Origin of the sequence: Polynucleobacter sp. es-EL-1 (genome assembly GCF_018687975.1) — a bacterium.
GTDB lineage: Bacteria > Pseudomonadota > Gammaproteobacteria > Burkholderiales > Burkholderiaceae > Polynucleobacter.
This window is the reverse complement of record NZ_CP061310.1, coordinates 332,914-347,347: the sequence shown is the minus strand read 5'-3', so window position 1 is coordinate 347,347 and position 14,434 is coordinate 332,914. Positions and strand designations below refer to the sequence as shown.

The 14,434-nt window shown below is 46.0% G+C and carries 17 protein-coding genes; 6 read left to right on the top strand and 11 right to left on the bottom strand.

The genetic code is table 11. The features are described 5' to 3' along the window. The first annotated feature begins 7 nt into the window (after positions 1-7). From FD974_RS01880 to FD974_RS01865, 4 genes are read left to right on the top strand one after another with little or no spacing between them, the layout of a single operon-like run. Complete coding sequence (locus FD974_RS01880) at positions 8-187, top strand: hypothetical protein (RefSeq protein ID WP_215365279.1); 180 nt, start codon at positions 8-10, stop codon at positions 185-187. A gap of 29 nt (positions 188-216) precedes the next feature. Then, the gene (locus FD974_RS01875; protein ID WP_215365278.1) at positions 217-771 is read left to right on the top strand and encodes an FMN-binding protein; all 555 of its coding nucleotides are present in this window, start codon (positions 217-219) and stop codon (positions 769-771) included. Next, positions 768-1,586, top strand: a complete 819-nt coding sequence (locus FD974_RS01870; protein WP_215365276.1) for an FAD:protein FMN transferase — start codon at positions 768-770, stop codon at positions 1,584-1,586. The genes FD974_RS01875 and FD974_RS01870 overlap by 4 nt, the downstream gene beginning before the upstream one ends. Next, entirely contained in the window at positions 1,583-2,029 is a 447-nt protein-coding gene (locus tag FD974_RS01865) for a hypothetical protein (RefSeq protein WP_215365274.1), read from the top strand. The genes FD974_RS01870 and FD974_RS01865 overlap by 4 nt, the downstream gene beginning before the upstream one ends. Positions 2,030-2,067: 38 nt before the next feature. Here FD974_RS01865 and FD974_RS01860 read toward each other — a convergent pair whose 3' ends face one another. Further along, on the bottom strand, positions 2,068-2,385 hold the full coding sequence (locus tag FD974_RS01860) for a metalloregulator ArsR/SmtB family transcription factor (RefSeq protein WP_251374635.1): 318 nt from the start codon (positions 2,383-2,385) through the stop codon (positions 2,068-2,070). 14 nt (positions 2,386-2,399) lie between these two features. Continuing rightward, entirely contained in the window at positions 2,400-3,272 is an 873-nt protein-coding gene (locus FD974_RS01855) for an MBL fold metallo-hydrolase (protein ID WP_251374634.1), read from the bottom strand. Between the two features lie 73 nt (positions 3,273-3,345). Here FD974_RS01855 and FD974_RS01850 point away from each other — a divergent pair, with 73 nt between their 5' ends. Together FD974_RS01850 and FD974_RS01845 are read left to right on the top strand one after the other, a co-directional pair. Then, entirely contained in the window at positions 3,346-4,206 is an 861-nt protein-coding gene (locus FD974_RS01850; RefSeq protein ID WP_215365272.1) for a sulfite exporter TauE/SafE family protein, read from the top strand. A gap of 65 nt (positions 4,207-4,271) precedes the next feature. Beyond that, on the top strand, positions 4,272-4,772 hold the full coding sequence (locus FD974_RS01845) for a hypothetical protein (protein ID WP_215365271.1): 501 nt from the start codon (positions 4,272-4,274) through the stop codon (positions 4,770-4,772). A gap of 73 nt (positions 4,773-4,845) precedes the next feature. Here FD974_RS01845 and FD974_RS01840 read toward each other — a convergent pair whose 3' ends face one another. The 9 genes from FD974_RS01840 to FD974_RS01800 form a co-directional block, all read right to left on the bottom strand. Continuing rightward, positions 4,846-5,016 carry a hypothetical protein gene (locus FD974_RS01840; RefSeq protein WP_215365269.1) on the bottom strand — a complete coding sequence of 57 codons (171 nt, stop codon included), beginning with the start codon at positions 5,014-5,016 and terminating at the stop codon, positions 4,846-4,848. A gap of 15 nt (positions 5,017-5,031) precedes the next feature. Beyond that, positions 5,032-6,378 carry an amidase gene (locus FD974_RS01835; RefSeq protein ID WP_215365267.1) on the bottom strand — a complete coding sequence of 449 codons (1,347 nt, stop codon included), beginning with the start codon at positions 6,376-6,378 and terminating at the stop codon, positions 5,032-5,034. Positions 6,379-6,384: 6 nt separating this feature from the next. Continuing rightward, positions 6,385-7,797: a TRAP transporter large permease subunit gene (locus tag FD974_RS01830; protein WP_251374633.1), complete on the bottom strand. Its 1,413-nt coding sequence runs from the start codon at positions 7,795-7,797 to the stop codon at positions 6,385-6,387. Next, a complete protein-coding gene (locus FD974_RS01825; RefSeq protein ID WP_215365265.1) occupies positions 7,797-8,375 on the bottom strand; it encodes a TRAP transporter small permease subunit in 579 nt (192 codons plus the stop codon). Before FD974_RS01825 ends, FD974_RS01830 begins: the two co-directional genes overlap by 1 nt. Before the next feature lie 133 nt (positions 8,376-8,508). Further along, entirely contained in the window at positions 8,509-9,678 is a 1,170-nt protein-coding gene (locus FD974_RS01820) for a TRAP transporter substrate-binding protein (protein WP_215365263.1), read from the bottom strand. 272 nt (positions 9,679-9,950) lie between these two features. Continuing rightward, positions 9,951-10,838, bottom strand: a complete 888-nt coding sequence (locus tag FD974_RS01815; RefSeq protein WP_215365262.1) for an AEC family transporter — start codon at positions 10,836-10,838, stop codon at positions 9,951-9,953. A gap of 23 nt (positions 10,839-10,861) precedes the next feature. Next, on the bottom strand, positions 10,862-11,779 hold the full coding sequence (locus FD974_RS01810; RefSeq protein WP_215365260.1) for a ketopantoate reductase family protein: 918 nt from the start codon (positions 11,777-11,779) through the stop codon (positions 10,862-10,864). Then, positions 11,776-12,705, bottom strand: coding sequence for an EamA family transporter (locus FD974_RS01805; protein ID WP_251374632.1), 930 nt, complete (start codon positions 12,703-12,705; stop codon positions 11,776-11,778). Before FD974_RS01805 ends, FD974_RS01810 begins: the two co-directional genes overlap by 4 nt. Then, entirely contained in the window at positions 12,698-14,341 is a 1,644-nt protein-coding gene (locus FD974_RS01800) for a GMC family oxidoreductase (protein WP_215365258.1), read from the bottom strand. Before FD974_RS01800 ends, FD974_RS01805 begins: the two co-directional genes overlap by 8 nt. Positions 14,342-14,434 lie beyond the last annotated feature (93 nt).

The following is a 14,434-nucleotide window of genomic DNA, read 5'->3' as shown; positions in this document are numbered from 1 at the left end:
CACCAATATGCAAACCCAAAATTTACTCATAGCAGCATTGCTTTATCTCATCGAGTATCAAGCCACGCAGTGTGTTACAGCAAAAAAAAGGGCTTTAATGGCTTTCGAGGCGCTAGCCAACGCACAGGATTGCAGTGATGAGATCGATGCACTATGTTCTCGCGCCAGCACACTTCTCCACACTTAAATTGCATTTTTCTTTTTAAAGAACTCACTATGTATTGGAAAGCCAATCCCCTTCTCATCGCCGGCTTAGCAGCAGCTTGCATCCCCATGGTTGCACAAGCCAAAATCTATGTTTCAGTTCATGAGGCACAAGCCCTCCTCTTTCCGAATAAAACGCTGAGCAAAAACCCCATCCTCATTACCGAGGATCTTCAAGAAAAGCTACGTACTGCTTCTAGTATTCGGCACCCCTTTCAGGGAGATCGCATTTGGAAGACTGTAGAAGGTGGCTGGTTCATTGTGGATGAAGTCGTGGGTAAACATGAAATGATTACCTATGCTGTAGCACTCAGTCCTTCAGGAAGCATCACGGGTATTGAAGTAATGGAATATCTTGAATCCTATGGCTACGAAGTAGCAGAAGCCCAGTGGCGTCAACAATTTACTGGCAAAAGTGCTGCGAACCCGATTAAGCTCAATAAAGATATTCAAAATATCGGTGGCGCTACTCTTTCTTGCAAGCATCTGACTGATGGCGTTAAACGCGTAGCCGTGTTTTACGAGCTCGCCCTCAAGCCCTCATCTTCAGCAGCCAAAGTCAAATGAAGCGCTGCAAACCTTTATTGGGAACCTACGTTGAAATTGCTTGCGATGATGGCAATGAAAATGATTTAGCAGTAGATGCCGCATTTAATGCAATAGAGACAGTGCAGTCATTAATGGGTTTTCATAATCCACAGAGTGAGCTTTCTCGCATCAATCGCAATGCGCCCAGAGAGTTCATCGCAATTCATCCATGGACTGCTAAGGTTCTTACTGTCGCGCAAGAGATTCACCAACGTTCAGGTGGCTTATTTAATTGCGGCATTGGACAACATCTGATTGAAAAAGGTTTACTTCCCCAATCCAGATGGATGAAACAGCAGCAATTTGGGGGTATCGAGAATATTCAATTTGTAGGGCCGTGCGTCGTCCAATCTTCCGCACCCATTTGCTTAGACCTTGGTGGCATTGCCAAAGGTTTTGCTGTTGATGTCGCAGTACAAGCCTTGCAGGAAGCGGGTGTGCAATCAGGATACGTTAATGCTGGGGGTGATCTGCGCGTATTTGGCGCAAGAGCTCAATCTATTCATATTCGCAACCCTAGAAATCCCAGTGAATGTATTTCTCTTGGTCAGCTACAAGATGGTGCCATCGCCACTAGCGCACTCTACTTTTTAGAGCGAGATTGCATCCCTAAGAGCTTTATGATTAACCCCCTCACCTCCCAAAGTATGGATTTCTCAGGATCGTATTCGGTGATTGCTCAAGAGTGTATCTACGCAGATGCATTAACTAAAGTCATCAGTCTTTCAGGCGATGTTTTGCATCCTTGTTTAGAGCAATTTTCAGCGCAGGCGATCTGGATGACAGCGTCATGAGAGCATCTAATCGCCTAGGCAAAATGCCATCATGGCAAAGAACCTTTGTATTGCTAACAATATTCAGTTGCTCTCTTACCGGAATTGCCTATTTACTAGGTCATGAGTTTGGTATTTATAAAGCGCTATTAGGTCAGCACTCTGTTTTAGCCTGGCATGGCATCTTTGCTGTATTGGCAACGATGGCTCTAGGTTCTGTTTTACCTGTCCACATCAAAGCAGGTTTTCATTCAAAACGTAAAAGAATGAATGGCTTTAGCCAGCTAGGATTGCTTTTCATGCTGTGTGGCAGTGGTTTACTACTCTACTATGGCCCTGAGAGCTTGCGAGATGCCACCATCCTTACTCACTGGGTAACGGGCAATATATTCTTTGGGATGTTTTTAATGCACACTGTCATGATTCCAAAATGGCGCGCATCTGCTAAAGAAAAAGAGCATTGAGTTCTCACCCAATGCTCTTTAGTGGATGACTTATAGGTCTACTTCTTACAATAGTGCTTGTAAAGTAAAGACATGACCGATACGGTAACCTGACTTGCTAAAGAGTAATAAATTTGCTTACCTTCTCTGCGGGTCTTCACCAGTTTTTCTTTACGCAATACCGTTAACTGCTGTGACAAGGTCGGCTGGTGTAAATCGAGTGCCTGCTCAAGCTCACTGACACACTTTTCGCTTTGTCCTATTTCGCATAACAACATCATGCGATCTCGATTGGATAAAACCTTCATGAGCTTGCATGCATCATCTGCTGAAGACTGCATCTTCTTGAGCTCTGCTTTAGAAATCGTCATGTTCATAAGTGGGTTATTTCTTATAGGGCATTTAAGGGAATCTTTAAGTAGGAAACGCCATTAGCGTCTGGCTCAGGAAAATGCCCCGCTCTGATATTTACCTGAATGGAGGGCAATATAAGTGTCGGCATTTCCAAGGTTTTATCACGAGCGGTGCGCATTTGCACAAACTGCTCTTCTGTAATGCCGTCATGAACATGAATATTGTGCTTTTTCTCATCGCCAACCGTACTCATGCACTGCGCTTGACGAGTAGCTGGAGGATAGTCATGACACATATATAGCTTGGTTTCTGATGGATAGGCCAAGATCTTTTGCACTGATTGATAAAGCATATTGGCATTTCCACCCGGAAAATCACAACGTGCTGAACCCACATCCGGCATAAACAAGGTATCCCCTACAAAAATGGCATCCCCTATCACATAGGCCATGCAGGCTGGAGTGTGGCCAGGAACATACAAAGCTTTTAATGAGAGATTGCCAAAAGCGAGTGACTCACCATCTTTGAGCAAATGATCAAATTGAGCGCCATGGGTATCAAATTGCTCATCGAGGCCAAATACCCCTTTAAAGACGGTTTGCACATTGGTAATGTGATCCCCAATCACAATCTTGCCACCCAACTGGCTTTGTAAATAAGGGGCTGCCGTTAAATGATCTGCATGGGCATGAGTCTCCAAGATCCAAGTGGTCTGCAGTTGCTTAGATTGAACAAAAGCAATAACTTCATCTGCTGACTTGGTCTTTGTTCTGCCAGATTTGGGATCGTAATTGAGTACTGAATCGATGATGACACAAGGGCTGCCCACATCTTCATAGACGACATAGGTATAAGTCCATGTTTCTGGGTCAAAAAAGTGATGTATGACAGCTTGGGAGTTTGAGCTCACAATGAGATCCTTAATGTAAAAACGCGATTTAATATATATATTTATATACTATATTAATCTAAAATCAGAAACAATGGATTACGCAAATATACTCGCCCCAGCGCTTGGCGTTTTGGTAGGGCTCTTAATGGGTCTTACTGGAGCAGGTGGCGGCATTTTATCGGTCCCTTTGCTGGTCTTTTTCTTACACCTCACGGTAGCGGAAGCAGCTCCCATTGCCCTCTGCGCAGTGGCACTGGCCTCATCCATTGGGGCAATATTAGGATTGCGGAACAAGACGCTGCGCTATAAGGCAGCTGGCTTTATGGCCATTTTTGGTCTTATTCTCTCGCCACTTGGGCTTTGGCTAGCTCCTCAGATTCCCAATGCGCCGCTACAGATTCTCTTTAGCTTAATCTTGCTTTATGTGGCGATACGCTTACTCATGCAGGCTCGTCGAGATATTCAAGGAATAGAAGAAGTATCTCGCAAACCTCCTCCATGCCTAGTTCATCCAGTCGTCGGTAAGCTAGTCTGGACGCTACCTTGCGCCAGATCACTCATGTTTGCAGGCGGACTTGCAGGACTATTTTCTGGGTTACTAGGGGTTGGTGGCGGTTTTATTATTGTTCCTGCCTTAAAACGCTATACCGATCTACCTGTCAAATCGATTGTGGCGACCTCCTTGGGAGTTCTTGCCATCATTACTGGTGGTGGCGCTGTTTTCTCGGCCATCCAAGGAACGCTCAATATTCCTGTCGCCGCCCCCTTCTCCATTGCCGCCCTTGCTGGCTTACTCTTGGGGCAACTTATCGGCAAGAAACTGAGTGGGCCTAATATTCAGCTGATATTTGCGATCTTTACCCTATTGATTGCCTTTAGCCTGCTAGGTAAAGGAAGTTTTAATCTCTATGAACAATATCCTGGGCTACAGGCATTATTTGCCATCTCATGAGAATGCGAAAGCCTATGGGGTCGCTGCTCATCATTGCTATCTTTATATTATTGGGAGTGTTCTTCATGACCTTTTCCAAACCGAGCGCCCTACTCTCAAGTTCCGTGAAATCAATATCGGGGACAGTGAGTAATCTGCAAAGTGGATTGTTAGAGTACGTGAATCCCGAGAAACCAACTCACGATCACTCCTCGGTCTACTACCAGCGTTTTTATATTTCCAGTTTTCACTTAGGTGATCAAGCTATTGAGGCAAAGTTCTCTTCGCCAATGAAGATTGGCGATGGCGATAGCGTGACAGTTTCAGGGTATCAGACAAAGACGGCATTTCAAGTACTGGCGTACCGTAACCAAACCCAACAAGTCGTCGGGGCAGAGAGCTGGGTTATGTTGGCGCTAGGTGCGCTATTCTTTTTAGCGGTGGCAATAGGGCTACTGAACTCAGAATTGGTCAGCGAAGGCGCCTTAATACCAAAACTATTTTTATCGGGATTTGTACTTGTTGCCATCTACATGGCTTATCGCGCACTCCTCATTCGGGAGGCTATTGGGCTACTTCAGCCCTAGATCAGGAATCACATCACTTGCTTGTACTGTCGACTTATCAGCCTACAGCACAAGCAATCGCATTTAAAACGGATTAGCGCTGATCTTTGTTGTCTTTATAAGAAAGATAAAAGTCATATACAGCCAGGCCAATACCAAAGGTGAGCAAAAGCAATAAATCGAACTGCTTCAGCTTGAGAATGTAGGCTAAAAAGAAAAATAGCAATAAACCTAATGCTAATAAAGGTGGGAATAATTTTTTCATATTCAATAGTTCCAGTTATTGATTGAAGTGATTTAAAAACCAACGCGCCGTCCTTAAGAGACGAGCATCGTCGAATTGTTTACCAGTCAACTGAACTCCCAAAGGAAGCCCTGTGCCTGATTGCAAAATGGGTAAGCTAATCGTTGGCATACCAGTAACAGCCCAAAGAGAGTTTGCCAAACTACTAGGTCTTGCTGCTTCAGATTTCAATGGTGCAAAGCCTAAGCTTGAAGGCGTCAAGATACAGTCAAAGCGGTCAAAGAACTCATCAAAACTGCTTGATACCATTTCAATCGCATTGAGTGCTCGGAGGTATTCTTGCGCAGTGATCTTCGAGCCTGCTTTGATCATGTCCGCAATTCTCTTGGGAGGCTTTTTGGAGATTTGACGCTCTTGTGTTTCTACGGCCTGTGTGAACTCGGCCTGCACAATGAGCTCATGCCATTCTTTTGACTGAACGGTAGATTCCGGTAAGTCAATAATGGTGATTTGATCGGCAAGCTCTTCTAGCAAAGCTTCAATTGCTTCTTTTGCCTCTGGGTCCATATCAACCCAATCCGGCGTTTTCAAGAAAACAAAGTTGGGTTTAAAAGGAATCTCTTCTTTGCAAATTGCCAAGAGTGGTCTTGGGAGTACACCTTTAGTATCTGGATCTTGCTCATCAGAACCCAAGACAATCTCAGCTAGCAATGCGGCATCTTCTACAGTCTTACTAAAGATGCCAACTTGTTCGAGTGTTTTTGAAGCCCGAAAGATGCCTGATTGTGAGATTAAGCGACTGCTAGGCTTAAAGCCCACTACGCCACAATAAGATGCAGACTCGGCAATCGATCCCAGCGATTGGGTTCCGACTGCAACTGGCACGATACCGCAAGCCACTAAAGCAGCGGCAGCTCCGGCAGCTAAGCCAACTTGTCGCTCAAGGTCTAATGGGTTAGAAACTTCTGGCGATTGGCCAAGATTAAATTCAGCAATCTTGGATTTGCAAAAAGTAATTGCGCCATCATCTCGCAAACGCTTAACAAGGGATGCATCCCAACGCGGATGACGCCCCTCTAATAAGGGAGATCCGATAGTGGAAAACATATCAATGGAATCAATGTTGTCACTCAGTGCAACCGGAACGCCTTCAAGCCTAGCTGAGTGATTTAAGCCACGTGCATGCCCATCATCTACTAAAGCTGCTTGCCGCAAAATGGCTTTGGGATGAAAAAAAGCGAGCGCAGTCATTTTTTCATCGACCCCTGTTGCCTGCTGGCAAAACAAATCGGTGAGCTCAACGCAGCTAGATGACCCAGTCGAGATCAACTCTCGAATTTTGGGTACATCTAACTGATTTAAGGTAATGACTGCGTCACTCATCTTTACTTACTTACTCATTAAGAATTCAGGGTTCACTGCGCTAGGATCATTTGGATCGTAAGGGGCGGAAACCTCTTCATTGTTGTAGAGCATATCGGGCAACCAAGTTACCAATACTGGCTGTGCATATACCAGCACTAAGGTAACGAGCACCATGCCTAAGAACGGAAAGCATCCCTTGAAAATCGTCCACAAAGCCAATTCTGGCGGCGCCACCCCTTTGAGGTAGTAGGCCGACATGGCCATGGGCGGCGTCAAGAAAGAGGTTTGCAAGTTCACGGCAATCAAGATACCAAACAACAATGGATCAACATTAAAGTGAGCTAAGAGTGGCAAGAAGATCGGCACGAAAATAATGATGATCTCGCTCCACTCTAGTGGCCAGCCCAGGATGAAGATGATTAACTGAGCGATGATCAAGAACTGAACGGTGTTCAAGTCCATTGACATCATGAAATCTTTAATCAGGTGCTCGCCACCCAAATAAGAAAACACGGATGAGAATGTCCATGAACCGACGAACAAGTAACATACCATCGCTGAAGTCTTCGCAGTCAAGTACACAGACTCACGCAGACGGTGCCAAGTAAATGCCTTGTAGGCAACTGCCAACATCGTTCCACCTAGCGCGCCCATTGCCGCTGCTTCACTTGGAGTTGCCAAGCCAAACAAAATAGAGCCGAGAACCGCCAAGATCAACAAGGCTAATGGGAAGAATGCCGTTACTAGTAATTTAAAGCCATCCCAAAAACCAACGTTATCTACATCTTTTGGCTTAGGTGCTAATGATGGGTTAATCACCACACGCACAATCACGTACACCAAATACAAGCCTGCCAATAAGAAGCCAGGCACCATGGCGGCAGCGTAGAGCTTGACCACGGATACGCCAGCAGTAGCGGCATACACAATCAACATAATGGATGGTGGAATCAAAATACCCAAAGTACCGCCGGCGGTGATAACGCCGGCTGCCAACTTTTGGTCGTAACCTGCTTTGAGCATCGATGGCAAAGCCAACAGGCCCATTAAAGTCACCACTGCGCCCACAATACCGGTAGCAGTCGCAAACAATGCACAGGTAATCAAAGCAGCAACTGCCATGGATCCAGGCACATGTCTTAAAGCAGTTTGCAAACTCAAAAAGAGTCGATCCAAAATATTGGCGCGCTCAATGATGTAACCCATAAACAAGAACAGGGGTATCGATATCAAGACATCGTTGTTCATCACACTAAATGTGTTTTGCACAAATAGGTAGAAGATGCGGTTATCTAAAAAAGAGAGGACTGGATCGTAATAGGCGTAAAAACCAAAACCGATACCCATAGCCATCAGGGTGAAGGCGATTGGGAATCCCAGAAAAATAAAGACAATAAATAAGCCCAACATAAAGAGGGCGATGACTGGATCACTCATTATGTGCTTTCCACTTTAGTTGAATGGGTTTCAATAAGAACTTCTTCGAGTTCTTTGACGTCCTGATCTCTAAAAGGCCAGCTGCCTGTTTTGATGCAAATGAGGCAACGACACACTTCAGCGGTTCCAGCCATAAACAAGCCTAAACCTGCAAAGAAGATCACCATTTTGAGAGGCCAAACGGGCACCCCAACCGGACTATTCACACTGACCTCGCGAATCATCATGGCATCAAAACCATAGCGACCGCCAATAATAATCAAGGCCAAAATACCAGGGAAGTAGAAGAGAAAGTACAAGACAAGATCAACCTTGGCCTGGGTGGTTTCTTTCCAGGTGCGATACAAAAAATCGCCTCGGACCATGGCGGCCTTAGATAGTGTGTATGGTCCTGCCATCATGAACAATGCGCCATAAAACATATAGCTCATATCAAATGCCCAATCCGTTGGATTATTGAGCACATAGCGCATAAACACTTCGTAACAAGTTCCCAGGGTCAATAGAACTACCGTCCATCCAAAGGCATGGCCTATGGATTTCGAGAGGCCATCAACCCACTTGATATAACCCAGCATTGCTTTCTCCTCAGTACGCTTTTAGCGCTTTTAGTACTAATGTCTCTAATACTGATAAATATTAGAGACATTGTTTAATACTGCAAAAAAGGCCGCTAATAAAGCGGCCTTTCTTTATTACTAGATCAGTATTTTATACTGGAAGCTTAGTTTTGAACACATACTCATATGCTGCTTTGTAGTCTGCGTCATTCAAGAAGCCATAGTAAGCAACGCGCTTAGCCCAGGCCAATTGAGAATCAGCACACTTCTTGAAGAATGGGTCTTCTGCATTTAATTTAGCAGTCAAATCAGCCCAAGCTTTAAGTTGTGCATCCATAATGGATTTTGGTGTACGTGTAACTTTCACCTTGTCCTTAGTGATCAGCTCTTGCAAGTCCTTAGAGTAGTAATCCTGAGCCATCCAAGTATTTGAAGATGAAGCTGCTTCAGCTGCATACTTGAGGATTGCCTTGTTTTCAGGAGACAAAGAATCGTACTTAGTCTTATTGAAAATGATTTCAAAGAATTCCATCGCTTGGTGGAATGAGCCCATGACATAGTTCTTGGCCACGTCTTGAGCACCGAAACGACGGTCAGAAGTTGGGTTGTTGAACTCAAATGCATCAATCACACCACGCTCCATCGCTGGAACGATCTCGCCACCTGGCAACTGAGTTACTTTCATACCCATGCTTTGCATCAAGTCAGCTGCAAGGCCCACGGTACGATACTTGTAACCAACGAGCTCTTGAGCATTCTTTGGTGGAGTCTTTTTAAACCAGCCTAATGGCTGAGTTGGCATTGGGAACGCAAAGAAACCTTTGATGTTCAGGTTCAACTTTTGGAGCAACTCTTGATAGAGCTGATCGCCACCGCCACGCTGAATCCAGCCGAGTGTCTGCTCAGCATTAGCACCAGTAATTGGGCCAGAGCCAAACAATGAGGCTACTTTAGACTTACCGTACCAGTAAACCGCAACTTGGTGGCCACCGTCTAGAACACCCTTACTAACCGCGTCGGTTACTTCAAATGGTTTAACCACTGAACCACCAACGAGGTAATCAATCTTGAGCTTACCGCCAGACATTTCGTTTACTTTTTTGACGTAGTCTTCAGCCATTTCATTGAAGACGTCTTTTGCACCCCAAGCACCTTGCATTTTCAATACAACAGGAGCTTGAGCTACGGAAATCATTGGGAAGCCAGCCAGTGGAACAGCTACAGCAGCGGCGCCCGCTTTGCTGAAAAACTTTCTACGGGATTGACTTGTGTTTTCTTCTTGAACAACTACAGGGGCTGCATCTTTGGCAGTGATAGACATCGAATATCTCCAATTCTTCTCTTATTAATCGGTAGTGCTACACGGAAGATCGTATTCCTCCCTACAAGCTTCTCAATTGGGGTTTACGCTAGTTCTGAGCTGAATATCTCCGATCCCAAAGGCCAAGACTAAGCCAAGGCTTTATTTACAAGGGTCTCCCCACCACCGCCAACCCAATAGCCGGCAGATAAAGAAACTTTCTTTATATCCACTTTAACAAACAGGTTTTATCCCAAGGGAGTAACTTCAATGCGATTGGGCCAGGCGTCAATCTAGGGTGTACCGGTGTAAATAGCCAGCCAAATGACCAAGGGTAAATAGATCACCGATAGCAGATGCCCCACCATAACGATGGAGGCTACCTTATGAGGTTCTTGATTATGGCGATCAGCCAAGATGTAATTAAATACCGCAGGGGGCAGACCAGCAAATATGATCAGTGCTCCCTTCTGAATGGGCTCCAGAGGGAAAGCCCACATCACCATGTAGGCAACTATTAAGCGCAACACAATAGAAAGCACGGTAGCAATGACCCCCGCTTTGACATGCTCGATTTTCCCTTCGGCTAGGCGAGTGCCCAGAGAGATCAACATCAGGGGAATCAAAATAGTGCTGACCATGGTGACCGAGGTATCTAGCCAGTCAGGCAAGGTCATCTGATAGTGACCAAACCACAGACCTAGACCCATCGACCATACCAAGGGGCTGGCGTAAATGCTTTTGGCATCCATCTTGCCTGTCATCACTGCCGAGCCCAGCGAGAAAATCAAAATATTGGAGAGCACCATGAGTAGTACTGATGGCGCCAATCCATCTTGCCCAAACGCCAAGACCGTGAGCGGAATACCAATCGGACCGACATTGGTAAACATGATGGACGGCAGTAAAGCTTTAGCTCCCGTGCCGGAATATTTGGCCAGCGGCAAAGCCAATAGACCAGAAAAAACGACGATCAATACTGCCGCCAACACCAAATAGCCCGCGCTTGTGAAATCCAGTGGCTTAGCCGATAAAGAGATAAAAATAAAACAGGGTAATGCCAAATCAATAATGGTGTGATTGGCACCACTCATATTGGGTTTTTTATACCTTGCGTATACAAAACCTGCGAACACGATCGCGAAGATTGGCAGGGTAATACCCAGAATACGCAAGATCATCAGCAAATACTCTTACGCATTCATTAAGCAGCTTGGCGGCGCTGGATCACTTCAATATGGGTGTAGGCCATTTTGATCAAATCGCAGTCTAATTGCTTGGCCTGTGCCTTATTGATCATCTCGAGCAAGATATGTCCATGCTCCGTTTTATTGCCAGCGTTTAAATCTCGCAACATCGATGCCGTCATAGGCGATCCGCTTGCCGTGAGCATCTCAATTGATTTGCTTTGCACGCCAGCAGCGATCGCAAATCCATGCGCATCTGCAATCGCACAACACTGTGCATACATGGTTTTAGTCAGTGCATCGCCATAAGGGGTAGCAACAATCTCACCAATAGAGCCATTACATAAAGTGGTCATCCCCGCTAAGGTACTCAAGAAAGTCCACTTATCCCACAGGGCTTGCTCAATATTTTCGCTATAGACGGCATTAAAGTCCGTCTTCTGACACAACTCATAAAAAGCTTTTGCCACAGCCTCTTGACTGGGTGTGCGCGCACCGACGGTCAGAACATGCAAATCCGTTAATTGCTTTACTGCGCCTGTTTCAGTAATCGTGGCAGCAATATGCGCAATACCGCCCAACACGCGCTCGCGACCAAAACGTAGATCTAATTGCTCTATATGCGCTAAGCCGTTGAGGAAAGGCAAGATGAGACCTTGGCTGGAGGCCCCAGCAATCGACTGCAAAGAGTCCTCTAAATCAAAGGCTTTGGATGCCAAGATAATGAGGTCATAGATCGGCTTGAGCTCTTTTGCAGTAACAGTTTTAGGATGCACCGTATAACTGCCTTTTGGTGTCTCCACTACAAGTCCATGCTGCTCAATATGCGCTTGGCGTTTCTCGCGTAATAAGTAAGTGACATCCGCACCAGCCAACATCAACTTTGATCCGTAATATCCACCTATGCCACCGGCGCCCACAATTAATATCTTCATAATTTCCTCAAGGAATGTTTTGTGAACGATAAACCATAAATGGTGCCCAGATAGCCCATCATGACTAAGCCGGCTGCTAAGAACTTCCACCCAGGTAGTGATTCACCCAAGAAAATCGCCGTTGCTCCCATGCCAAAGATGGGAACGAGTAAAGGAGCTGGTGCTACTAGAGCTGCCGGATGCTTAGATAAAAGCCAGGCCCAAGCGGCGTAACCAAATAAGGTATTGGCCCAAGATTGCCAGAAGACTCCTGCCCAAGCTCCTAAGGGCGCTAACTCTATCGCTAAAACTAAGTTGGAATATCCCCCCTCAAAATACAGCGACAGCAATAACAGAGGTGGAATAGAAAATGCGCTAGCCCACACAACATAGGCAAACATATTGATCGCACCTGCTTGTCGGCTGACAGTATTGCCTGCTCCCCAAGCACAACCAGCACAGATGACTAAACCAATTCCGAGCAAACTGGTTTGACTATCAATGTGACTCGCAATCACCAAGAGGCCGATCATCGCAATCCCAATGGAGATGGCCTGATGCCAGTAAAGCCGCTCTTTAGCAAAGATCATCGCAAAGCCAATCGTGAAAAACACTTGGGTTTGCACTACCAGAGAAGCCAAGCCCGGAGTGATGTGGCCATTGATGGCATAAAACAAAATGCCAAATTGCCCCACCCCAATAAAGAGTCCATACATTGCTAAGTTGAGCCAAGAAACTTTAGGGCGCTTCACAAAAAAGATGGCAGGCAATAAGGCAAAGACATAACGCAGCGTTGCAAACAAAAATGGTGGAAATGCATCTAGTGATTTTTTGATCACAACAAAATTGGTTCCCCAAATTGCCACAATGGCTAGTGCCAACAGAAGATGACTAAGGGGTAGGCAGTTAGGAAGCCGATTTGGCAGTCGATTAGCTGAGTCACTCACCGCAGAGCAATTCTGCTGCGCGCTGCGCAATCATCATGGTTGGCGCTGCAGTATTTCCAGAGGTAATCGTCGGCATTGCGGAAGCATCTACTACTCGCAGGTTGTGAACTCCCCTCACCCGCAATTGAGAATCGAGTACTGCCATAGGATCATCGTCACGCCCCATCTTGCAAGTGCCCACCGGATGAAAAATCGTCGTACCAATATCACCTGCAGCTTTAATGAGCTCCTCATCCGATTGATAATCTTTGCCCGGCTTGTACTCCTCAGGCATATAGGGTCTTAACGCAGGACTTTCGACAATCTTGCGAGTAAGGCGCAATGCCTCAATCGCCACTTGGCGATCAGCATCTGTAGATAGGTAGTTGGGAGCAATCACTGGTGGTGCTTGTGGGTCCTTTGAATCAATATGCACGCTACCACGCGACGTAGGGCGCAAATTACAGACACTGGCCGTAATGGCATCAAAGGTATGTAGATCCTCGCCAAACTTCTCTAAAGATAAGGGTTGCACGTGATACTCCACATTCGGTGAAGTGTGCTCTGGAGAGCTGTAGGCAAAAGCACCTAATTGCGAAGGAGCCATAGACATCGGGCCGCTACGCTTGAAGACGTACTCCATGCCGATTAATAACTTACCAAGCAAAGAGTTTGCTTTGGTATTGAGAGTCTGAATACCGCTAACTTTATAGATCATGCGTAACTGCAAATGGTCTTGCAGATTTTCACCAACGCCTGGCAAATCAGCAATCACCTCAATACCTAAGCGATTGAGGTGATCAGCTGCACCAATACCTGAGCGCTCTAAAATTTGCACACTTCCAATAGCGCCCGCACTCAGAATCACTTCACCTTGCTTGGCAGCATCGGCAGATTGGCAATGCGCCTCAAGAGTTTGACCGTCTTTGAGGTATTGCACCCCAAAGCAATTTTTGCTCACCGGATCAATCAAGAGCTTATTGACTACAGCCTGGGTAATGACTGTGAGATTAGGTCGCCTAACTGCATCGCGTAAGAATGCTTTAGCAGTATTTAAGCGCCAACCTTTGCGTTGACTGACATCAAAATACCCCACTCCAAAGTTATCACCTTGATTGAAATCCTCTGACTCCGGAATGCCTGCTTCAATAGCAGCTTGCTTAAAGTTATCCATAATGGGCCAGCGTAAACGTTGCCGTGATACCGTCCACTCGCCGCCCTTGCCATGCCATTGATTAGCGTTGCCATGGTAATCCTCAAAGGACTTATAGCGACGCAAGGCATTTTCCCAAGACCATGCCTCGTCACCGGTCTCTCGGACCCAATTGGCATAGTCACCCTCTTGGCCGCGCATATAAATCATGCCGTTAATCGAGGAGCAGCCGCCCAGAACTTTACCGCGGGGGTAAATCAATGAGCGGCCGTTTAAGCCTTTTTCTGCAGCAGTCTTAAAACGCCAATCGGCCCTGGGGTTATCAATGCAATATAAGTAACCCACTGGAATATGAATCCAAATGTAGTTGTCATGAGAGCCCGCTTCAATCAACAGTACCTGCTTGGCGGGATTCTCAGTCAAGCGCTTAGCCAGCATGCAGCCTGCACTACCTGCGCCGATGATGATGAAGTCGTATGGATTAAGCAAAGAGGCTTGTTTCATAGCGCTACTGTTAAGAATGCAATCGAATACCCATTATTCACCATGCTAAGCAATCAGGTATTGCCTATTACTTTTGTTGATTCGCCAAGCAAG

What these genes read in the sequence shown, in the direction of transcription:
- FD974_RS01880 (WP_215365279.1), top strand. Translation starts at nt 8, where the DNA reads ATGCAAACCCAAAATTTACTCATAGCAGCATTGCTTTATCTCATCGAG.
- FD974_RS01875 (WP_215365278.1), top strand. Translation starts at nt 217, where the DNA reads ATGTATTGGAAAGCCAATCCCCTTCTCATCGCCGGCTTAGCAGCAGCT.
- FD974_RS01870 (WP_215365276.1), top strand. Translation starts at nt 768, where the DNA reads ATGAAGCGCTGCAAACCTTTATTGGGAACCTACGTTGAAATTGCTTGC.
- FD974_RS01865 (WP_215365274.1), top strand. Translation starts at nt 1,583, where the DNA reads ATGAGAGCATCTAATCGCCTAGGCAAAATGCCATCATGGCAAAGAACC.
- FD974_RS01860 (WP_251374635.1), bottom strand. Translation starts at nt 2,385, where the DNA reads ATGAACATGACGATTTCTAAAGCAGAGCTCAAGAAGATGCAGTCTTCA.
- FD974_RS01850 (WP_215365272.1), top strand. Translation starts at nt 3,346, where the DNA reads ATGGATTACGCAAATATACTCGCCCCAGCGCTTGGCGTTTTGGTAGGG.
- FD974_RS01845 (WP_215365271.1), top strand. Translation starts at nt 4,272, where the DNA reads ATGACCTTTTCCAAACCGAGCGCCCTACTCTCAAGTTCCGTGAAATCA.
- FD974_RS01840 (WP_215365269.1), bottom strand. Translation starts at nt 5,016, where the DNA reads ATGAAAAAATTATTCCCACCTTTATTAGCATTAGGTTTATTGCTATTT.
- FD974_RS01835 (WP_215365267.1), bottom strand. Translation starts at nt 6,378, where the DNA reads ATGAGTGACGCAGTCATTACCTTAAATCAGTTAGATGTACCCAAAATT.
- FD974_RS01830 (WP_251374633.1), bottom strand. Translation starts at nt 7,797, where the DNA reads ATGAGTGATCCAGTCATCGCCCTCTTTATGTTGGGCTTATTTATTGTC.
- FD974_RS01825 (WP_215365265.1), bottom strand. Translation starts at nt 8,375, where the DNA reads ATGCTGGGTTATATCAAGTGGGTTGATGGCCTCTCGAAATCCATAGGC.
- FD974_RS01820 (WP_215365263.1), bottom strand. Translation starts at nt 9,678, where the DNA reads ATGTCTATCACTGCCAAAGATGCAGCCCCTGTAGTTGTTCAAGAAGAA.
- FD974_RS01815 (WP_215365262.1), bottom strand. Translation starts at nt 10,838, where the DNA reads ATGATCTTGCGTATTCTGGGTATTACCCTGCCAATCTTCGCGATCGTG.
- FD974_RS01810 (WP_215365260.1), bottom strand. Translation starts at nt 11,779, where the DNA reads ATGAAGATATTAATTGTGGGCGCCGGTGGCATAGGTGGATATTACGGA.
- FD974_RS01800 (WP_215365258.1), bottom strand. Translation starts at nt 14,341, where the DNA reads ATGAAACAAGCCTCTTTGCTTAATCCATACGACTTCATCATCATCGGC.